The sequence below is a fragment of the uncultured Halopseudomonas sp. genome, assembly GCF_963977355.1.
GTDB lineage: Bacteria > Pseudomonadota > Gammaproteobacteria > Pseudomonadales > Pseudomonadaceae > Halopseudomonas.
The window spans coordinates 69,362-89,175 of sequence record NZ_CAXBOV010000014.1 but is presented as its reverse complement, the minus strand read 5'-3'; the positions used below and the strand labels follow the sequence as shown (position 1 = coordinate 89,175).

The following is a 19,814-nucleotide window of genomic DNA, read 5'->3' as shown; positions in this document are numbered from 1 at the left end:
CCTCAGGGTGTCTGTTGGCTGTCGAGCGCCTGTTGGCGTGCTGACAGTTCACTTTCACTCAGGCTGGACAAGCGAAACAGCAGCTGTCGAGTAAGGTCCTCGCGCATTTCGCGGCGCAGCAGGTCTTCCTCTTCGCTAGTACCGGTCAGGTTATCGGTATCATTGACGAACAGCCGCTGGGATTTGAGTGTGGCCGGGCCTATCAGGGCCCTTCCACGCTCGTCGCTTATCTGAAAGGTCAGGCGGGTTTCCAGCTCAAATTCCGCAGGTGTTGCGCGGCTTGTATAAGAGACGGCGGTCCTGTCCTCAAGCTCTTCGAGCAGTTGCAGATGGTAGGGCGCTGTGTTGGTTATCTTAACGCCGTCGATCTGCAATGCCTGACGGATATTGCGGTACAACTGACCATAGCTGTTGCGTGCACTGAGCTGCAGCTCGTCAAGTTCGACGTTGTCTACGCCAGTACCGCGTAGATGAAAGCCACATCCGCTGAGTACCAGACTCAGGGCTATCAGCATGCCGCCAATCAACTGGCGGGGATGGTTCATTAACATGTTGGCTCTCCGTTGCATGTCAGTTGGCGACAATATTGACCAGTTTGCCCGGCACCACAATTACCTTGCGGATGGTCAGACCTTCGGTAAAGCGCACGACGTTTTCATTCGCACGCGCGGTTGCTTCAATCGCTTCACGTGTTGCCGCAGCGTCGACTTCTATATGTCCACGCAGCTTGCCGTTCACCTGAATCACCAGTTGCAGGGTGTCCTGCACCAATGCTGACTCATCCAGTGTCGGCCATTGTGCCTGCACAGCCTGGTCCTGGTGCCCAAGTGCTTGCCAGAGGCCGTGGCTGATATGCGGGGTAATAGGCGCCAATAGCAGCACGACTGCTTCAAGCCCTTCCTGCAGCAGAGCTCGGTCCTGATTGCTGGCTTGGGGGGCTTTTTCCAGTACGTTCATCAGGGTCATGATGGCGGCAATCGCTGTATTGAACTTGTGATTTTGACCAATATCCTGACTTGCCTGACGGATGGCCAGATGAATCGCCCGGCGCACGGTTTTCTGCTCGTCATCAAGACGCGACTTGTCGAGTTTCTGGGTTGGCCCTGCCGTGACGTGCTGGTGCGCCAGACGCCAGACCCGGCGCAGAAAGCGATGCGCGCCCTCAACGCCGGTATCTGACCATTCCAGGCTCATGTCCGGTGGCGAGGCGAACATCATGAACAGACGACAGGTATCGGCACCGTACTGATCAATCATCGATTGCGGATCGACGCCATTATTCTTGGACTTGGACATCTTCTCGATGCCGCCAATCTCAACTGGCTGCCCGTCGCTGGCCAGACGAGCAGCGACTATCTTGCCCTTGCCATCGCGCTCGACTTGTACGTCCGCCGGGTTGAACCAGACCTTGGCACCATTTTCGGCCAGGCGGTAGTAGGTTTCGGCAATCACCATGCCTTGCGTCAACAGGTTCTTGAACGGCTCGTCGGAGTCAAGCAGGCCTTCATCGCGCATCAATTTGTGGAAGAAGCGAGCGTAGAGCAGGTGCAGGATGGCATGCTCGATACCGCCAATATACTGATCAATCGGCAGCCAGTAGTTAGCTGCTGCGGGGTCGACCATCCCTTGTTCGAAGTGGGGAGAGGCATAACGGGCAAAATACCAGGAGCTCTCAACGAAGGTGTCCATGGTGTCGGTTTCACGCTTGGCTGGCCCACCGCAGGTTGGGCAGGTGCATTCGTAAAATTCCGGCATACGGGCAAGGGTGCTACCATTGCCATCGGGCACCACATCTTCGGGCAGTACGACCGGTAACTGGTTTTCGGGTACCGGCACATCGCCGCATTTGGTGCAGTGAATGATCGGGATCGGACAGCCCCAATAGCGTTGACGACTGATTCCCCAGTCACGCAGACGATACTGTGTGCGCGGTGCGCCAAGGTCATTCTGGGACAGTACCTCGCCAATGGCCTCGAAGGCACTGGCAAAGTCCAGCCCGTCAAATTCCTCGGAGTTGATCAGCTCACCCTTTTCGCCGTACGCATCCTGCCATGGTGCCGGGGTTTCATCGCCAGCGCTGGTTCGCACAACCGATTTAATCGGGAGTCCGTACTGGCTGGCAAAATGGAAGTCGCGCTCGTCATGGGCAGGGACAGCCATGACCGCACCCTCGCCATAGGTCATCAGTACGTAATTGGCGACCCAGACCGGAAGTTTCTCACCTGTGAGCGGATGCGCGACGAACAATGAGGTCGGCATGCCCTTCTTTTCCTGGGTAGCGATATCGGCCTCGGCCACGCCACCGCGCTTGCATTCATCGATAAAGCTTTGCAATTGCGGATTGCCCTTGGCGGCGATGCTGGCCAGCGGGTGTTCCGCGGCGACAGCCATATAGGTCACGCCCATCAATGTATCTGGCCGGGTGGTAAAGACCTTGAGTTTGCCGTTCTCGCCAATGCTTGCCTGGTCGTAGGGGAAGTGTACTTCCATGCCTACCGACTTGCCGATCCAGTTACGCTGCATGGTCTTTACCTGCTCGGGCCAGCCGGTCAGGTCGTCGAGTGAGGTGAGCAGTTCTTCGGCATAGTCTGTGATGCGGAAATAATACATGGGGATTTCGCGCTTCTCGATCAACGCGCCACTGCGCCAACCGCGACCATCGATGACCTGCTCGTTGGCCAGAACGGTCTGATCCACCGGGTCCCAATTGACGGTGCCATTTTTGCGATAGATCACGCCCTTCTCGAACAGCCGCGTGAACAACCATTGCTCCCAGCGGTAGTACTGCGGCGTGCAGGTGGCAAACTCCCGTGACCAGTCCATCGCCAGCCCCAGGCTTTTGAGCTGAGTACGCATGTAGTCGATGTTGTCGTAGGTCCACTTGGCAGGGGCTACGTTATTGTTCATCGCCGCATTCTCTGCCGGCATGCCGAAGGCGTCCCATCCCATTGGCTGAAGGACGTTTTTGCCCTGCATACGCTGATAACGGCTGATGACATCGCCAATGGTGTAATTGCGCACGTGACCCATGTGCAGCTTGCCGCTGGGGTAGGGAAACATGGACAGGCAGTAGAAGGTGTCCTGGTCCGGGGTCTCGGTTACCTTGAAGACGTCTTTGCTGTCCCAAGCGGTCTGGGCGGTGCTTTCTATGTCACGGGGAGAATACTGTTCTTGCATGTGAACGGTCTGGGCTCGTCTGGCGGAAAAGGTAGTCATGCAGCGCGGGTCTGCGGTGATCCCTGAGACGCCTTCGAGGCGGTCAATCGATGCTGTTCAGGCCGCTGCATAAATCAATAGCGCAGGATACACCACCGGACTGCGCGCAGGTAGCCCATGCCATTCGTCGCCGCGACCCTGCGTAAATGCTCACGGCAACTATGCTCTGGTTATCAGGCGAGCGCATTCTTGGAGCGTCGGCCACTATCAGAGGAGATGGTTTTCATGAAAGGGACGGTACCCGAATCGCAAGACCGGAGCCGGGATTCCTCCTACGGGCGACTATTGCGTCGCCTGGATCAGGCAATGGATATGGCGCGCACGCGCCAATGGATGGAGGGCAGCCACCCTGCCCTGACTGAGTTGGAGCTCAACGGTCTGACGCAAGAGGACCAAAGGCTGCTCTGGCGTATTCTGCAGGCACTCGAGACTACCGTTTCGCTACCCGGCTCCGGTAGCGGGGTCAGTCTTGCTGGCTCGCTGGCGCTTTACAACGCAGCCAGCGAGACAGGCCAGCACCACTAGACCCAAGGGCCCGTCTGGCCAGCGCAGATAGGGTGTCAGCCCGTTGCGGGGTTGCACTTCGCCAGTCAATACAGCCTGTTCAAACTGCGGTATGCGCTGGGTAATTCTGCCCCGATAATCGATCAGCGCGGTAACCCCGTTATTTGTACCGCGTATCATCCAGCGGCCACTCTCCATGGCGCGCATACGTGCCATTTGCAGGTGTTGTAGTGGTCCAATCGAGCGGCCAAACCAGCTGTCGTTGCTGATGGTGATGAGCAACTCACTTTGGGCTGCTAGGCGTGCGGCAAAATGGGGGTAAACCGCTTCATAGCATATGAAGGGCGCCAGTCGATAACCGGCTGCGTGCAACGGCTCCTGAACAGCTGGGCCGCGTTTAAAACTCGACATGGGCAGATCGAAGAAGGCGATCAGACCCCGTAGGACCTCCTGCAGTGGAACATACTCTCCGAATGGGACCAGCTTGTGCTTGAGGTATTGCTCATCTTCCTTGCCCGCGACCATGATGCCGTTGTAGATCTGTAGTTCATCGTTGTCGTACTCATCCACCGGAATGCCGGTAATCAGCGTGGTGCCTTGCTCTGCAAGCCGCGCAGCCATTCCGTTGGTGAACGCTAGCGCCTGGCTCTGCAGGACCGGGACGGCTGTCTCAGGCCACAGGATCAGGTCAACGGGGTCCTGTGCGACACTAAGATCACGATAGAGTGTCAGGGTATGATCAATGTGGGCCGGATCCCATTTTCGCGACTGGGGAATATCAGCCTGGATCAATGCAACCGACAGGGGTGAACCGGTAGGACGGGTCCATTCCAGGGTAGAGAGGGCCATGCCGCCCAGCCAGATCAACACCAGCAGAGCCGCGCCTGAGCAGGCCGAGCGCATGCGCATCCAGAGCGCTTTATCGCTCAACAGACAGGCTGTCAGGACACTTAAAAAGCTCAACAGCCAGACACCGCCAACCGGTGCCCACCCGGCCAGCCAGGTGTCTGTGTGCGCATATCCGTGGTACAGCCAGGGAAACCCGGTCAGAAACCAGCCGCGGAAGACCTCTTGCAACACCCATAGTGCGGCGAACCCCAGGCAGGCGAACCAAGGAGTGCCTTCGGGCCTAAGCCAGCGGGCCCAAAGCCATGCCATCAGGGCGATTACCAGAGCAAGTCCAGACACGAAAGCAGCTGTTAGCAATCCGGCAAGAACAGGTGAGGCGTAGCCATGTACGTGAATACTGATATAAACCCAGGATACACCGCTGGCGAACAGCCCAAGCCCCCAGACCCAGCCGCGCAGAGCAGCCTGGCCGGGTTTCAACTGTCCAAGCCCCTGGTATAGCAAAGCCACCGAGAGCAGTCCCAGGGGCCACATACCGAAAGGGCTGAGTGCAAGTGTGCTCAGTGCCCCCGCGAGCAGAGCCAGCAGGTGACCAGGCCAACCGGGCGCGCGAAGCCAGTGGAGAAGGGTGTTCAGCAGGGGCATGGTATTCTCAGGATTCGACGACGGTTACGCGCAGCAGGTGTACCCGGCGACTATCTGAGTTGAGCACGCGTACACGGAAACCATCCAGTTCAACCACTTCGTTGCGGCGAGGCAGATGACCAAAGGCGTTCATTACCAGGCCGCCCACGGTGTCGAACTCCTCATCCGGAAACTCGGTGCCGAAATGCTCGTTGAAATCCTCGATCGGCGTAAGGCCCTTGACCAGAAAATCCCCGCTGTGCAGCGGCTTGATCTGGCTGTCCTCATCGATATCGTGCTCGTCTTCGATATCACCGACAATCTGCTCAAGTACGTCCTCAATGGTCACCAGGCCAGAGACACCACCGTACTCGTCAATCACGATAGCCATGTGATTACGTGTGGCACGGAACTCCTTGAGGAGTACGTTCAGGCGTTTGGACTCCGGCACGCAGGTCGCCGGGCGGAGAATTTCCTTGATATTGAACCGCTCGGTGTTTTCCTCGAGCAGCAGTGGCAGCAGGTCCTTGGCGAGCAGGATGCCCAGCACATCGTCCAGGCTCTCACCGGTGACCGGAAAGCGCGAGTGGGCCGCTTCGATGACTTCGGGCAGAAACTCGCGGGGCGACTGGCTCGATCGAATGGTGATCATCTGCGAGCGCGGGATCATAATGTCGCGCACCTGCATGTCGGAGACCTGCAGCGCGCCCTCGATAATCGACAAGGCCTCGATATCCAGTACTTCGTTGGCATGCGCTTCGCGCAACAACTCCAGCAGTTCCTGGCGGTTCTGGGGTTCATGGACAAAAGCCTGGACCAGTTTGTCCAGCCAGGTCTTGTGTCCGTTGGTCGATCGATCTTCGCTCATGGTTCCTTTCTACTCGTTGTGGAAATGGGTACTGCGTTTAAAGTCAGTTTTAATCACTGTTGTGTTACAGGGATTCGCTCAAATAGGGGTCGGCAATGCCCAATTGCGCCAGCAGTTGGCGCTCGAGGGACTCCATCTCATCTGCTTCGGCATCTTCAATGTGATCATAGCCAGTCAGGTGCAGGCAGCCATGTATAACCATGTGTGCCCAGTGCGCCTGCAGTGGCTTTCCCTGTTCCTGTGCTTCGCGGGCCACCACTGGTGCGCAGACAACCAGATCGCCTAGCAGTGGGATATTCAGCTCGGGGGGCAGGTCTGCAGGAAAGGAGAGCACATTGGTCGGATAGTCCTTGTGACGGTAGTCACGGTTCAGGGCCTGACTTTCCTCTTCGTCGACAAGGCGGATAGTCAGTTCGTGGCCGGGCCGATTCTGAAGTGCCAACCCGGCCCAGAGCCTGAAACTCTCGTCATCGGGCAAGTCTGCTGATGTGCTTGCGCGCTGAATATCCAGTTCAAGGTCAAGGGACGCCGGCTCAGGACTCATTGCTGCGCTCCTTGCGCTCGCCTTCCTGGCGTAACTCGAAGCGGTCGTAAGCCTCGACTATGCGTTGAACCAGCGGGTGGCGTACCACATCCTTGGATTTGAAATGGGTGAAGCCAATGCCTTTCACGTCCTTTAGAACATCCACTACGTGGGCCAGGCCCGACTTGGTGCCGCGGGGCAGGTCGACCTGGGTCACGTCGCCGGTAATCACGGCTGTGGAGCCGAAGCCGATCCGTGTGAGGAACATTTTCATTTGCTCCAGGGTGGTGTTCTGGCTCTCATCCAGAATGATAAAGCTGTTATTCAGTGTGCGGCCGCGCATGTAGGCCAATGGTGCTACCTCAATGACCTGTTTTTCAATCAGCTTGGCGACATTCTCGAACCCGAGCATTTCATACAGGGCGTCATATAGCGGGCGCAGATAGGGGTCGATCTTCTGGGCGAGATCCCCGGGCAGAAAACCCAGCTTCTCGCCTGCCTCGACCGCTGGACGAACCAGCAGGATGCGGCGAACCTGTTCGCGTTCAAGGGCATCAACAGCGCAGGCGACGGCGAGGTAGGTCTTGCCGGTGCCGGCAGGACCTATACCGAAGTTGATGTCGTATTCCTGGATCGAGCGCACATAGCTCTGCTGATTGGGCCCGCGTGGCTGAATCGCCATGCGTCGGGTGCGCAATACCACCGGGGCATTACCTGCGCCGTTGTGCAGCGTCTCGCTGAGATTCTCCAGCCCTGATTCCTGCAGAAAAAGGTGGACGGTGTCAGGGGTCAGTTCGGCCTGGTCGCGGGTTTCCCGATAAAGCTGGCGCAATACGGCTTCGGCTGAACGAGCCAGCTCTGCGTCGCCGATCAGCTCGAACTGATTCCCACGATTACGAACTTCCAGGCCCAGGCGCTGCTCGATGAGCAGAAGATGTTCATCGAACTGGCCGCATAGACTGGCCAGGCGGCGAGGATCGACGGGTTCGATGCTAAAGCGATGTATGTGCAGGGGAGCGTTCAAAATGATCTGTCAGTAACCTCGTGAAAGTCTGGAAATCACAGCATAGCGCGCCAAAGGCGCGATGCAAAGATGCCGCGATCAGCGGTCTGCGCGCACCAAAAGTGCGCGTTCCGTATAGCATTGTGTGCATTGTTGAATGGACGGTTCAGTGGACGGTCTCGGCCACCAGGGTGCCGCGCAGAGAATGGGGTAAGGCCTCGTCGATAGCCACATCAACGAACTGGCCTATCAGGCGCGGATTGTCGCAGCGGAAGTTGACGATACGGTTGTGCTCGGTCCGGCCCTGGAGCATTCCGGGGTCCTTTTTCGAGTAATCGCTAACGAGAATACGCTGGACTGTACCGACCATGCGGCGACTGTTGTCGAATCCCTGCTGATTGAGTCTGCTCTGCAGGATCTGCAGCCGCTGCTTCTTTATCTCGACAGGCGTTGTGTCGGGCAGGTCCGAGGCCGGCGTGCCGGGACGAGCGCTGTAGATGAAAGAATAGGAGAAGTCGAAACCTACATCTTCCACCAGCTTCATCGTCTGCTCAAAATCCTTGTCTGTCTCACCGGGAAAACCAATGATGAAATCCGAGCTCAGTATCATGTCCGGTACTGCAGCACGGAGCTTGCGCACCCGCGACTTGTATTCCAGGGCAGTGTGGTTGCGCTTCATGCCAGCCAGGACGCGGTCTGAGCCAGACTGAACTGGCAAGTGCAGATACTTGACCAGTTCCGGTACCTCGGCATGGGCGCGTATCAGGCTGTCGGAGAATTCCAGCGGATGCGATGTGGTATAGCGAATCCTGTCGATGCCGTCGATCTCGGCGATGACGCGAATCAGGTCGGCCAGGTCGGCTATCGTGCCTTCATGGGTCTGGCCGCGATAACCGTTGACGTTCTGACCTAGCAGCGTGATTTCACGCACACCGTTTTCAGCCAGGTGAATGCACTCGGCGAGCACGTCATCAAATGGGCGACTGACTTCTTCGCCGCGGGTATAGGGCACCACGCAGAAGCTGCAGTACTTGCTGCAGCCTTCCATGATCGAAACAAATGCGGTGGGGCCGTCAACGCGGGGCTCGGGCAGGCGATCGAATTTCTCGATTTCCGGGAACGAGACATCTACCTGCGGTTGGTGGCTGGTGCGCGCGGCATCGATCATCTCGGGCAGGCGGTGCAGGGTCTGGGGTCCGAAGACCACGTCCACGTAGGGCGCTCTATCACGAATAGCGCTGCCTTCCTGACTAGCCACGCAACCACCCACACCAATGATCAGATCCGGATTCTTTTCCTTCAGCGGACGCCAGCGGCCGAGTTCGGAAAAGACCTTTTCCTGGGCTTTTTCGCGAATCGAGCAGGTATTGAGCAGGATGATGTCGGCATCATCCGGACGATCGGTGAGTTCCATTGCCTGGTTTTCACCAAGCAGGTCAGCCATGCGCGAGCTGTCATACTCGTTCATCTGGCAGCCGTGGGTCTGAATAAAGAGTTTCTTGGCCATGGGATGCGCTTGGGCGTAGCCTCGTCAAAAGCGAAATTATACACTGATGGGAGGGCCGATGTCCTGCGCTGTGGTATCATCCGCGCCCTTCGGATGCACTGGTCCGGCTTGCTTGCCACAGGTTCTTACAGTTCAGCTATGAGCAAAGACAAACAACCGATTTTCCGCGTGATCTTCCTCAATCAGGGGCAGGTATACGAGTTGTATGCGCGCAATATATTCCAGAGTGATCTCTGGGGCTTTCTCGAAATAGAAGAGCTGCTCTTCGGCGAGCGCTCGCAATTGCTCGTGGATCCTGCGGAAGAAAAACTCAAGACCCAGTTCGAGGGTGTCGAGCGCAGCTTTATTCCTCTGCAGTCGATCGTCCGTATCGATGAAGTAGAGCGGATTGGTCAGGCGAAGATCAGCGAGGCAAAGGGCGGCGGTAACGTCATGAGCTTCCCGATGCCGCCGCCAAGCTGATCGGTCTTCAAACGCTATATTTTGCTATGTTCAGGGGTTGTCGACGGTTCCGTTTGCGGCAGGAACAGAGGGTCCCATCGGAGCAGATGGCTGACTCTGTAGATTCTGAAGCTGCTCCTCTCGAAGCTGGGTGAGATAGTCCCGAAATAGTGTGCCCAGAACATGGGTCGCTACGGATAACTCGTTCTCGTTCATTTGCAGCGCTATACGGTCGCTGGCATCCATGGCTGCTTCCTCACCGTTGACCGCCGACATTTTCAGAATGATGTAGGCCTGGGGCAGGTTACGGGTGACGCCATCGCCCTGGTAGTGCATAAGACCCAACTGGTACTGGGCGCGAGGGTGCCCCTGGATTGAAGCACGCTCGAACCACTCAAGGGCTTTCTCCAGATCGCGCTCGACACGTTCACCCTGGTAAAAAAACTCCCCCATTTCATATTGTGCCTGCAGGTCGCCATTTTCAGCGGCTTCGTAGCACGCGTCGAGTGCCAGCTCCAGACTCTCGTCATCCACGCGGTTGAAGGCGCACCTTTCCTGCGTACTGACCAGCAAGGGATTGCCATTCTGCTCCTGCGCATGCGCTGAAGGGCTGGCAATACCGGCCAGCAGGCAAACGAAAATAACGGATTTTCCCATGTAAGTGATCATGACTCTCAGGATGTCTCGTGTTCAGGCGGTTTCTGGTCTTCATTGTGCGCCTGTTCTGCAAGCACGCCAACCGCCATTCCGGCAGCTATAAAACCGGGTATCAACCAGCTCGCGTGACTGGACGCGTCCAGTAGGCCTAGTAACGGCAGTTGTCCGGTAAGCCCGTTGATAAGCGACGGCGCCAGCAGGCAGGCGATCGCAGCCAGGCAGAGAATACCCACCCGACGGTCCCGGCCGATATTCAGGAAGCCACTGATGGCTAGTGCCACCGCGCCTGTCAGGGTCAATAGCCAGAGGTAGCCCGTCTGCCATTCCAGAAACCGGGACAACTCATAAAAGGCCAGAATCCCCAGGATGATGCGGCTCCATATAATGGGTTGCCAGCGCCAGCCGCTGGCCAGATAGAGGCATGCCAAGCCCAGCAGCGGAAGGCTCATATGCTGCGCAGCAAGACCCATGATGCGCTGGGCATGCTCGAGGCTCTTGCCAACCAGATCCCACTGGACGAATGCCAGGGGCAGGGCGCTACCGGCCACCATTACGAGAGCTACCAGGCCGGCGGTAATTGCGCCACGGGCGCCTTCACGTCGGTCTGCGCGATGGCGCCAAAGCCAGAAGCAAAGTCCTAGTGCACTGGCCCCCAGTAGCAGGTAGACGATGGAGGTCATAGGGCGGCGAAGGCCTTTTCCGCCGCATCGAGTGTCAGCTTGAGCTCGGTTTCGCCGTGGGCAATGGAGGTGAAGCCAGCCTCGAACGCGCTGGGCGCCAGGTAAACCCCGCCAGCGAGCATCAGATGGAAGAAGCGCTTGAAACGGTCGATATCGCCTGCCATCACATCATCAAAGGTCTGAATGTCATCGGCCGCGGAGAAATACAGGCCAAACATACCGCCAGCCTGAGTGGTCACGAAGGGGATGGATGCTGCGTCGGCCCGCGCTTGCAGACCAGCAAGCATTCGCGCGGTGTAGTCGGTCAGCTCCGCGTGGAATCCGGGACGATTCAGCAGCTTCAATGTAGTCAGGCCTGCGGCCATGGCGAGTGGGTTCCCTGACAGGGTACCTGCCTGATAAACCGGGCCCATTGGGGCGATCACTTCCATGATCTCGCGCTTGCCGCCAAAGCAGCCAACGGGCATTCCACCGCCGATGATCTTGCCGAAGGTGGTGATATCCGGTTTGACACCATAGTGCGCCTGGGCGCCGCCGAGGGCGACGCGGAAACCGGTCATTACTTCATCGAATATCAGAACCACACCGTGCTGATCACACAGCTGGCGCAAACCTTCCAGGAAGCCGGGCACTGGTGGTACGCAGTTCATGTTGCCCGCTACAGGTTCGACAATAATGCAGGCCACGCTGCTGCCCAGTTCCATGAGCATTTTTTCGACGGCAGCGATGTCATTGAAGGGCAGCGTCAGGGTGTGCTTGGCAAAGTCGGCAGGCACCCCGGCTGAGCTTGGCACGCCCTGGGTCAGGGCTCCAGAACCTGCCTTGACCAGCAGGCTGTCTGAGTGCCCGTGATAGCAGCCTTCGAACTTGATGATGTTGTCTCGTCCGGTATAGCCGCGCGCAAGTCGGATGGCGCTCATGGTGGCTTCGGTGCCTGAGCTGGTCATGCGAACCATTTCCATGGAGGGGACCAGGCTGCATACCAGGTCGGCCATTTCGGTTTCCATTGCCGTCGGTGCGCCGAAGGAAAGACCATGCTGTAACTGCTCGCGAACCGCATCCAGCACCGCCGGGTGGCTATGCCCGAGAATCATCGGGCCCCAGGAGCCGACATAATCGACATAGCGCTTGTCGTCTTCGTCTACTACATAAGCTCCCTCGGCGTGCTTGAAGAACAGCGGTGTGCCGCCGACGCTTTTGAAGGCGCGCACCGGCGAGTTCACACCGCCGGGTATGTGTTTCTGGGCGTTGGCAAAGAGCGTTTCGGAGCGTGACATTGAGGGTTCCTTCAGGAAGTTGACTGGAAGAGTTCGGTAAAGCCGCGGGCGCGTCGTTCGACTTCGCCCGTGCTGGGCGCGCCAAACAGGCCGTTAACCACGGCGAGCATGCTGGCGCCGGCGCCAATCAGTTGCGGGGCGTTATGTAGCGTGATGCCGCCGATCGCAACTATGGGCAGGCTGAATTGCTGGCGTGCCTGCTCCAGCAGTACCGGAGTTGCCTGTGGGGCGCCGGGCTTGGTGACGGATTGAAAGAACCGGCCGAAGGCAATGTAACTTGCACCGGCGGCCTGGGCTTGCTCGGCAAACATCAGGTCGGCGTGGCAGGTTGCGCCGATGATTGCACTATTGCCGAGCGCCTCTCGCGCCTCGCGCAGACAGCCATCATCACGGCCCAGGTGCAGGCCCACGCCAAGCTCTGCTGCAAGGGGCAGATCATCATTGATGATCAGTGTCGCCCCGTAATACTGACACAGGTCTTTGAGCTGTTTGGCCTCGTCGAGACGGCGTACCGAATCCCCTGACTTGTCCCGGTACTGCAGTAATCGTGCGCCCCCTGCGAGAGCCGCGTCTACCCAGGGCAGAAGTCTATCCTCGGTGAGCAATTGGCTGTCTGTGATCGCATACAGACCATGAAGCGGGTCACTCATGAACAGAAATCCAGCGGTAGCCGCCGGGGTACGTATTGGCCCAGACCGGGCTGTTCAGCGTCACGCAGGGTCCGCCAGGTATAATCCAGCGCCGAGCGGACGGCGCTTACCAGCTCCTCTCCCAATGCCAGACGTCCAGCCAGAGCGCTGGCCAGAGTGCAACCAGAGCCGTGGTAGCTGCCCGGCAGCCGTTGACAAGTAAAGGTGTGCTGGCTGCCGTCCCGGCAATACAGGCGGTTGTGAATCTCGCTTTCGTCCCCGTGCCCGCCGGTAATCAGCAAGTGGCGACAGTAGGGTAATAGCTTGCCGGCGCATTCGTCAGCTGTGCCGTCGGGGAGTTCTGCAAGAATGCGTGCCTCTGGCAAGTTGGGTGTGGCAATGAGCGCGATGGGCAAGAGCTTTTCTCGCAGAGCAAAAGCGACATCATCCTTGCCCAATGAGCCACCACCACCCGCGCGCAGTACCGGGTCACACACCAGCGGAAGTTCCGGATGGTCCTGCATCAATTCAATGACTGTCTCTACCATGGCTATATTGCCGAGCATGCCGAGTTTTACTGCTGACACCGGCATGTCATCAAGCACCGCATTGGCTTGAGCCAGCACCCATTCGCGGTCAAGGACGCGGAAGTCGCTGACGTTCACGGTATTTTGTACCGTCAGGGCTGTTACTGTTGGCGCTGCGTGGCAGCCTTGGGCGATCAAAGCCTCGATATCGGCCTGCAGTCCGGCACCGCCGCTTGGATCATGGCCGGAAAGACAGAGTACGACGGGACGAAAAGGGAGTAGTGTTTTCATAGACTAAGCTTACCATTATGCGTTGGACGCCGGCAGGGTAGCGGCAGTGCTTTGCAACGGGTAATTATCACCGGACGTATCTTCGACCGCCATGGGTCGGAGGCAAACTCCCAGCGCATAACCTACAAAAAACGGATGGAGCAGAGCATGCGTGCGATAGACCAGTGGTTCGATCAGTACGGCGAGAGTCATCAAAACCCCATCAACAAAGTGTTGCACTGGATCTGCGTGCCACTGATTACATTCAGTGTGTTGGGGATATCCTGGGCGATTGATCCGTGGGTGTCGGTAATCGTAGTAGCCGCGGGAATGGCTTTCTATGTAATGCTCTCGTGGCGGATTGCGGCTGTGATGCTAGTGGTTAGCCTGCTCATGCTGCTGATCCTATGGAATATGACCTTTGTATTCTGGCCCTGCGTCGCGATTTTCGTACTGGCCTGGATTGGTCAATTCATCGGCCATCACCTGGAGGGCAAGAAGCCGTCCTTCCTCAAGGATCTGCAATTTCTGCTGATAGGCCCTATCTGGCTGATTGGCACTTTTTTTCGCACTTTAGGATTGCGTTACTGAGGCGTCCGGTTCAGTTGAGTGTCAGCTCCCGCCATTGGCCGGGCTGAAGTCCGTCCAACTGCCAATCGCCGATTCGTACCCGTACAAGCCTGAGTGTGGGTAAGCCTACCGCCGCCGTCATGCGACGTACCTGGCGGTTACGTCCCTCACTTATCGAGATACTTAGCCAACTGGTGGGGATGCTCGCGCGATATCGCACAGGAGGGTGCCTGGGCCACAGGTCGGGTGCCTCCATCGGTATCACTTCAGCTGGCCGTGTAGGGCCATCTTTGAGCTGTAGGCCGTTGCGGAGCTGGCTAAGTTGATCGGCAGATGGGACTCCCTCTACCTGCACCCAATAGGTTTTGGGCAATTTGTGTTGCGGATCCGCGATGCTGGCCTGCAATCGACCGTCGTTGGTCAGCAGCAATAGTCCCTCGCTGTCTCGATCCAGCCGGCCGGCTGGGTAGATGCCTGGTATATCAACAAAGTCCTTCAGAGTCTGTCGGCCCTGGCCGTCGGTGAACTGAGTGAGCACGTTGAACGGTTTGTTCAGCGCCACGAGCAGGCTGACGGCGGGCGGCGGCTGTGCCTTGCGGCGTATTTGAACCGATTTAGTAGCGGCAGGGCGGACAGGACGTCGTGGACTTTTTGGAGGCATGCGCGAATCTGACAGTGGGTGGGCAGTTGATCCTAGTGTGCGCCAGTGATCGTGTCGAGGCGCGTCTCTCATTCCGCCGGAAGCCGAGCCCCAGGTCGGCCGAAGATGTTGGGTCGATCTGCCGGTCTAGATGTAACTCGACTTTCACCTATGGCGCTCACCAGCTCGGGGTGGCCCTGGCTACCAGAGCCGCGGCATCAGCACTGCGTGGCAGGGTGCCGTATGCGCGGCCATGGCCGGCCAGGCGGCTGGCTATAAAGGCGTCGGATACGACATCATTGCCTGCCTCCAACAGCAAATTAGCCTGCAGCGCCACGGCCAAGTCCTCAGTCAACTGTCGAGCGCGATATTGAATATCGTCGGTATCGCTGAAATCCGCTTTGATCTTCTCGATATGCCGAGTCAGCTTCGCATCACCGTGGCCGTCGCCCAGTTCGCTGAACAATACTTCCAGAACGCCAGGCTCCTTGGACAGTGCGCGTAATACATCAAGACATTGCACGTTGCCAGAGCCTTCCCATATCGAGTTTACCGGTGCTTCGCGGTACAGTCGCGGCATGATGTTCTCCTCCACATAGCCAGCGCCGCCCAGGCACTCCTGGGCCTCGTTGATCATTCCCGGAGCGCGTTTGCAGATCCAGTACTTGCCGATAGCTGTAACCAGGCGAGCAAATTTCTTCTCGTGCGGGTCGCTGCCGCTGTCGATCGCCTTACCCATACGCATGGTCAAAGCCAGCGCTGCTTCGCTCTCCAGTGCCAGATCAGCCAGAACGTTCTGCATCAATGGTTGTTCGGCCAAGGGGCGGCCGCCCACAGAGCGATGGGCGCAGTGGTGTGTTGCCTGGGATAGCGCCTGACGCATCAGCGAGCTGGAGCCGATCATGCAATCGAATCGGGTCAGTGAGACCATTTCGATAATGGTTGGAATACCGCGGCCTTCTTCGCCAACCATCCAGGCCAGTGCGCCACGGTACTCCACCTCGCTTGATGCATTGGCCCAGTTGCCCAGCTTGTTCTTGAGGCGCTGGATGTAGAATTGATTGCGGCTGCCATCCGGGCGGTGGCGCGGCAGCAAAAAACAACTCAACCCTTTGTCGGTCTGCGCGAGGGTCAGGAAAGCATCGCACATAGGCGCCGAGCAGAACCATTTATGGCCGATCAGCTCATAGGTCTGGCCTGGACCACCAGCACCAAGCGGCTGCGCGCGGGTGGTGTTGGTACGCAGGTCGGTGCCGCCCTGTTTCTCGGTCATTGCCATGCCGATGGTCGCGCCGGTCTTCTGTGCTATTGGCAGGTTGCGTGGGTCGTAATGACCCGAGAGGATTTTTGGCAGCCATGCGTTTGCCAGATCTGGCTGCATGCGCAGGCTCGGGATGCAGGCGTAGGTCATTGTCATCGGACAGCAGGTGCCCGACTCGATCTGATTATGCAGGTACATACTCGCGGCTCGAGCCACGTGCGCACCAGGCCGCGGGTTGTTCCAGGGGGCCGATGTAATGCCCTGAGTGATGCCAGCGTTCATCAGCTCGTGGTAGGAAGGGTGAAATTCGACAACGTCGATACGGTTGCCGAAGCGATCATGACTTTTAAAAACCGGTTTGTTCTCGTTGGCAAGAAATCCTGCCTGCATCAGTTGATCCCCGGTCAGTTTGCCATAGGTATCCAGGTGGTCCTCGGCCCAGCCTCCGCCAAAGCGATGCAGCCACTCCTGTAGTGGCAGGTCGGCCCGATACAGATTGATACCTTCCAGGGGTGGAGCCTGGTTGGTTACCTCGTGGGTTTCGGCAAACGACATGGCGTGTTCAGAGGGCTGCATTGTCAGGCTCCTTGGCGCCCAGGGCGCGCAGACAGAAAAGGGTGAGGGCGCTGGTAACGCTTTCGAGACTCTCACTGGGCAGACCGCTTGCCCTCAGCGCACGTGCTTGAGGTGAGAGGGGGCCGATGAGTGATTCGGCCACGGTGCCGACCATGCAAGCGGCCGTGACAGGGATGTTCAGAACGTTGAAACTACCGTCGGCGTTACCTTCGCGAATCAATCGAGTAAACAGCTCGGCGTAGGCTTCGCGGTAGCGCAGTCGCTGCGCATCCACCTCCGATTCTACCGGCTCGGCGATCAACGCATAGGCTAGTTGCCTGCTGTGCCAGGCTCGTGTGGCGAATTGGGCAATACCCCGGCGCAACCGCTGGGAGGCTGTGCCCTGGCCAGCGAAAGCGATTTTCAGGCTGTCTATTTCTATGCGGGTGGCGCGGGCGAACACCTCGCAGGCCAGTGCCGCTTTGCCGGGGAAATAACGGTACAGACTGCCAGTGGCTATCCCCGCATTTTCCGCCAGGGCATTCATGGTCAGCGCAGCAAAGCCGCCGTCGGCTACCTGGTGCAGAGCGCAATTCAGAATGTGTTCGCGCAGGGCATGGTCCCGTTCTAGTCGGGCTTGTGTAGTACGGTACGCCATTGTATGAATCCTGATTCATGGATTAAATCAGTGAATCAGGATTCAGGTCTTGGAGCAGGAGGGGAATGTGCCAATCTGGCGGGGTTTTTAGCCGCCGACCTGTTCGATGATGATCGCTTTGATTACAAAGCCCATGACGCCGAGGCCCAGCCCCATGAACAGAACAATAGTTCCATAACGGCCGGCCTTGGACTTCTTCGCCAGATCCCAGACGATATAGCCCATGAATGCTACAAGGGCGAAGATCATCAGCGGCATGGCGAGGGCTTCAAATTCTTGATAGTTCACAAAGATCTCCCTTGCGATAAATGTCATTGACCTGGATCAGCATTATAACCATTTTCCATGCCGCGGCCTGTGGCGCCTTGTCGCAGGGAAGAGGCTCTAGGACGTTTTATTCTGCAGGTGCCCAAGCGGCAGCTCTGTACTGTCAACGATCTGATTGAGCACGAAACTTGAGCGTACGCTGGATACGCCATCGATGCGGGTCAGGCGCCCCAGCAGGAATTGCTGGTAGTGCTCCATGTCGGGGACCACGACACGCAGGTGATAATCGGCGTCCATTCCTGTCACCAGGCAGCAGTCGAGCACTTCGGGGCAGTCCCGGATGACGGCTTCGAAGCCGGCAAATCGCTCGGGCGTGTGCCGATCCATGCCGATCATCACAAAGGCTGTGAGGGTCAGACCCAGTCGACGAGGTTCCAGCAGTGCGACCTGGCGCCTTATATAGCCGCTGTCCTCCAATTGCTTTACCCGTCTGGAGCAGGGTGAGGGTGACAAACCGATATGCTCTGCCAGCTCCTGATTGCTGATGCGGGCATCGCTCTGCAGGGCAGCCAGTATTTTCAGGTCGTAACGGTCGAGATTGTGTTCATTCATCCTGTTTTCGCCTCTAATTGCTCATATTAGGGTAATAGGCAGATAATATTGCTTTAAGGTAGTCTAAATGAGCAATATTAGGCAAGAAATGCCATGGGTGGCAGGGTAATATAGTCCCAAGTTCGAAGCCAAGGCCGGTTCGTCCAGTCCTCTCCCTTATCCGGGGAGAGGAAGGTAAAAATCCTACCGGATTCTCGCCAGCCGGCCTCCCAGCTCACAAGGCCCGGGAATCAGGCAGCCTCCTATCCGGATGTGTACAGGACGCTAAAAAGAACGGCCGGCTCCAATGGGAAGTCGGCCGTTCTTTTATCTGGAGTGCTATCCCTTAAGCAGGTATTACAGGTCGTCACCCCTAGACCGGATCAGTGTGGATCAGCGCGTCGACCTGCGGAAAGCGCTCAACCAACGCCGCACGAACCGATTCGCCGAGCTCGTGGGCCTCTAGTAATGGCATGTCGCCGGGCAACTCCACGTGCATCTGCATGAACCAGTGGTGCCCTGACTGTCGACTGCGAAAATCATGTATGTCCACCACACCGGGTACCGCACGCGCCAGAGCCAAGGCTTCCGTGCGTACCTCATCGGGAAGCTCGTGATCCATCAGGATATGAATTGCATCCTGTCCGATTCGCATTGCGCTGTAACCGATATACACCGCTATTCCCAGTCCCATTACAGCGTCAGCACGCTGTATGCCGTAGCTGGCCAGCAGTAGCGCGACTATGACGCTGCCGTTGAGGAGCAGGTCTGAGCGGTAGTGGAGTGCATCGGCACCAATTGCGGTAGATCCGGTGCGAGCAATCACATGCTTCTGAACAGCCAGCAGGCCCAGGGTGGCGACGATCGAAAGAATCATGACCCCGATGCCAAGCCATGTTGCAGCGATGGGCTGTGGGTTGAGTAGGTGTTCGATGCCCTGCAGCAAAACCAGTAAAGCTGATCCGGTGATGAAGGCCGACTGCGCCAGCCCCGCCAGCGCCTCGGCCTTGCCATGACCGAAACGATGCTCCTGATCTGCCGGTTTCAACGCATAACGCACAGCAAACAGGTTGATGATAGACGCAGCACTATCCATCAACGAATCAATAAGTGAAGCCAGGATGCTCACTGATCCGGAGGCCATCCAGACGCCGCTCTTGAGGGCTATCAGACTCAGGGCCACAGCTACCGAAGCGTAGGTGGCGAGTTTGAGTAGCCGTTCCCGTTCCGGGAGCTCCAGATGTTGGGGCTGGGTCATCACGCGCGGGGCTGCAGACCCAATGCTGCCAACTGCATAGCATCGGGGCGATCCAGTTGCTGGGCGCGCTCAAGCGGCAGGTCCACGCCGATCTCCTGTTGAATAAGGGCTTTGAGCTTAACGGTGTCCACCTGGCCATCTGCGCCAATGGCCTTGTTCAGCTGCTCAGGAGCAATACTGTAGCGGTTGTCTGGAAGGTAAATGGCACCCGTTGCGAAATCGACGGCAAAGGCGATGACACCGGGGATGACATAGAACAGCAGGCCGATGCCGTTGAGTATTGCCACACCCGAATCGATCTGCCCACTTATCTGGCCACGGCGTTCTGGATAGAAAAGGGTGCCGCAGGCGGCCAGCTGGCTGGTAAGAGCGGTTACTAGCAGGGCGGAGGCCAGAGTTTTCATTCGCATGATCAAGTCCCTTGGTGTTGATGGGTAAG

General features: G+C 57.8%; 22 protein-coding genes. 3 read left to right on the top strand and 19 right to left on the bottom strand.

Annotated elements, in window-relative coordinates; genetic code table 11:
- Nucleotides 1-2: 2 nt before the first annotated feature.
- Both lptE and leuS read right to left on the bottom strand, forming a co-directional pair.
- Nucleotides 3-551: an LPS assembly lipoprotein LptE gene (gene lptE, locus AAC076_RS09640; RefSeq protein ID WP_339844922.1), complete on the bottom strand. Its 549-nt coding sequence runs from the start codon at nt 549-551 to the stop codon at nt 3-5.
- A gap of 19 nt (nt 552-570) precedes the next feature.
- The gene (leuS, locus tag AAC076_RS09635; RefSeq protein WP_339844978.1) at nt 571-3,177 is read right to left on the bottom strand and encodes a leucine--tRNA ligase; all 2,607 of its coding nucleotides are present in this window, start codon (nt 3,175-3,177) and stop codon (nt 571-573) included.
- A gap of 156 nt (nt 3,178-3,333) precedes the next feature.
- Between leuS and AAC076_RS09630 the strand changes: the two genes are divergently transcribed.
- The gene (locus AAC076_RS09630) at nt 3,334-3,741 is read left to right on the top strand and encodes a hypothetical protein (protein WP_339844920.1); all 408 of its coding nucleotides are present in this window, start codon (nt 3,334-3,336) and stop codon (nt 3,739-3,741) included.
- Here the strand turns inward: AAC076_RS09630 and lnt are convergent.
- From lnt to miaB, 5 genes are all read right to left on the bottom strand, one after another.
- On the bottom strand, nt 3,658-5,214 hold the full coding sequence (lnt, locus tag AAC076_RS09625) for an apolipoprotein N-acyltransferase (RefSeq protein ID WP_339844918.1): 1,557 nt from the start codon (nt 5,212-5,214) through the stop codon (nt 3,658-3,660). The two genes, AAC076_RS09630 and lnt, sit on opposite strands and share 84 nt — an antisense overlap.
- A gap of 7 nt (nt 5,215-5,221) precedes the next feature.
- The gene (locus tag AAC076_RS09620) at nt 5,222-6,061 is read right to left on the bottom strand and encodes a transporter associated domain-containing protein (protein ID WP_339844916.1); all 840 of its coding nucleotides are present in this window, start codon (nt 6,059-6,061) and stop codon (nt 5,222-5,224) included.
- A 64-nt stretch (nt 6,062-6,125) separates the two neighbouring features.
- Entirely contained in the window at nt 6,126-6,605 is a 480-nt protein-coding gene (gene ybeY, locus AAC076_RS09615) for an rRNA maturation RNase YbeY (RefSeq protein ID WP_339844913.1), read from the bottom strand.
- Nucleotides 6,595-7,608 carry a PhoH family protein gene (locus tag AAC076_RS09610; RefSeq protein ID WP_339844911.1) on the bottom strand — a complete coding sequence of 338 codons (1,014 nt, stop codon included), beginning with the start codon at nt 7,606-7,608 and terminating at the stop codon, nt 6,595-6,597. The genes ybeY and AAC076_RS09610 overlap by 11 nt, the downstream gene beginning before the upstream one ends.
- Before the next feature lie 145 nt (nt 7,609-7,753).
- Nucleotides 7,754-9,094 (bottom strand): tRNA (N6-isopentenyl adenosine(37)-C2)-methylthiotransferase MiaB, encoded by a 1,341-nt coding sequence (gene miaB, locus AAC076_RS09605; RefSeq protein WP_339844909.1) that lies wholly within the window; start codon nt 9,092-9,094, stop codon nt 7,754-7,756.
- 138 nt (nt 9,095-9,232) lie between these two features.
- Here miaB and AAC076_RS09600 point away from each other — a divergent pair, with 138 nt between their 5' ends.
- Nucleotides 9,233-9,556: a DUF1820 family protein gene (locus AAC076_RS09600; protein ID WP_339844908.1), complete on the top strand. Its 324-nt coding sequence runs from the start codon at nt 9,233-9,235 to the stop codon at nt 9,554-9,556.
- A 30-nt stretch (nt 9,557-9,586) separates the two neighbouring features.
- Here the strand turns inward: AAC076_RS09600 and AAC076_RS09595 are convergent, their stop codons facing one another.
- Genes AAC076_RS09595 through AAC076_RS09575 form a run of 5 tightly spaced genes read right to left on the bottom strand, consistent with a single transcriptional unit; the run spans nt 9,587 to nt 13,596 of the window.
- A complete protein-coding gene (locus AAC076_RS09595; RefSeq protein WP_339844907.1) occupies nt 9,587-10,192 on the bottom strand; it encodes a tetratricopeptide repeat protein in 606 nt (201 codons plus the stop codon).
- A gap of 17 nt (nt 10,193-10,209) precedes the next feature.
- Nucleotides 10,210-10,872 carry a hypothetical protein gene (locus AAC076_RS09590; RefSeq protein ID WP_339844906.1) on the bottom strand — a complete coding sequence of 221 codons (663 nt, stop codon included), beginning with the start codon at nt 10,870-10,872 and terminating at the stop codon, nt 10,210-10,212.
- Nucleotides 10,869-12,149 carry a glutamate-1-semialdehyde 2,1-aminomutase gene (gene hemL / locus AAC076_RS09585; RefSeq protein ID WP_339844903.1) on the bottom strand — a complete coding sequence of 427 codons (1,281 nt, stop codon included), beginning with the start codon at nt 12,147-12,149 and terminating at the stop codon, nt 10,869-10,871. The genes AAC076_RS09590 and hemL overlap by 4 nt, the downstream gene beginning before the upstream one ends.
- An 11-nt stretch (nt 12,150-12,160) precedes the next feature.
- Nucleotides 12,161-12,799 carry a thiamine phosphate synthase gene (gene thiE, locus AAC076_RS09580; protein ID WP_339844901.1) on the bottom strand — a complete coding sequence of 213 codons (639 nt, stop codon included), beginning with the start codon at nt 12,797-12,799 and terminating at the stop codon, nt 12,161-12,163.
- A complete protein-coding gene (locus AAC076_RS09575) occupies nt 12,796-13,596 on the bottom strand; it encodes a hydroxymethylpyrimidine/phosphomethylpyrimidine kinase (RefSeq protein ID WP_339844899.1) in 801 nt (266 codons plus the stop codon). The genes thiE and AAC076_RS09575 overlap by 4 nt, the downstream gene beginning before the upstream one ends.
- Before the next feature lie 147 nt (nt 13,597-13,743).
- On the opposite strand from AAC076_RS09575, the gene AAC076_RS09570 reads away from it, so the two are divergent.
- Nucleotides 13,744-14,166 carry an Mpo1-like protein gene (locus AAC076_RS09570; RefSeq protein WP_339844897.1) on the top strand — a complete coding sequence of 141 codons (423 nt, stop codon included), beginning with the start codon at nt 13,744-13,746 and terminating at the stop codon, nt 14,164-14,166.
- Nucleotides 14,167-14,176: 10 nt separating this feature from the next.
- Here the strand turns inward: AAC076_RS09570 and AAC076_RS09565 are convergent, their stop codons facing one another.
- From AAC076_RS09565 to AAC076_RS09535, 7 genes are all read right to left on the bottom strand, one after another.
- The gene (locus AAC076_RS09565; protein ID WP_339844896.1) at nt 14,177-14,806 is read right to left on the bottom strand and encodes a pseudouridine synthase; all 630 of its coding nucleotides are present in this window, start codon (nt 14,804-14,806) and stop codon (nt 14,177-14,179) included.
- A 157-nt stretch (nt 14,807-14,963) separates the two neighbouring features.
- A complete protein-coding gene (locus tag AAC076_RS09560) occupies nt 14,964-16,622 on the bottom strand; it encodes an acyl-CoA dehydrogenase family protein (RefSeq protein ID WP_339844894.1) in 1,659 nt (552 codons plus the stop codon).
- The gene (locus AAC076_RS09555) at nt 16,609-17,259 is read right to left on the bottom strand and encodes a TetR/AcrR family transcriptional regulator (protein ID WP_339844893.1); all 651 of its coding nucleotides are present in this window, start codon (nt 17,257-17,259) and stop codon (nt 16,609-16,611) included. The genes AAC076_RS09560 and AAC076_RS09555 overlap by 14 nt, the downstream gene beginning before the upstream one ends.
- A gap of 87 nt (nt 17,260-17,346) precedes the next feature.
- Nucleotides 17,347-17,517 carry a DUF2788 domain-containing protein gene (locus AAC076_RS09550; protein WP_339844976.1) on the bottom strand — a complete coding sequence of 57 codons (171 nt, stop codon included), beginning with the start codon at nt 17,515-17,517 and terminating at the stop codon, nt 17,347-17,349.
- 126 nt (nt 17,518-17,643) lie between these two features.
- On the bottom strand, nt 17,644-18,138 hold the full coding sequence (locus tag AAC076_RS09545) for an Lrp/AsnC family transcriptional regulator (RefSeq protein WP_339844891.1): 495 nt from the start codon (nt 18,136-18,138) through the stop codon (nt 17,644-17,646).
- Nucleotides 18,139-18,490: 352 nt separating this feature from the next.
- Nucleotides 18,491-19,375 (bottom strand): cation diffusion facilitator family transporter, encoded by an 885-nt coding sequence (locus AAC076_RS09540; protein WP_339844889.1) that lies wholly within the window; start codon nt 19,373-19,375, stop codon nt 18,491-18,493.
- Nucleotides 19,375-19,785, bottom strand: coding sequence for a polyribonucleotide nucleotidyltransferase (locus AAC076_RS09535; RefSeq protein ID WP_339844887.1), 411 nt, complete (start codon nt 19,783-19,785; stop codon nt 19,375-19,377). The genes AAC076_RS09540 and AAC076_RS09535 overlap by 1 nt, the downstream gene beginning before the upstream one ends.
- Between the last annotated feature and the right edge of the window lie 29 nt (nt 19,786-19,814).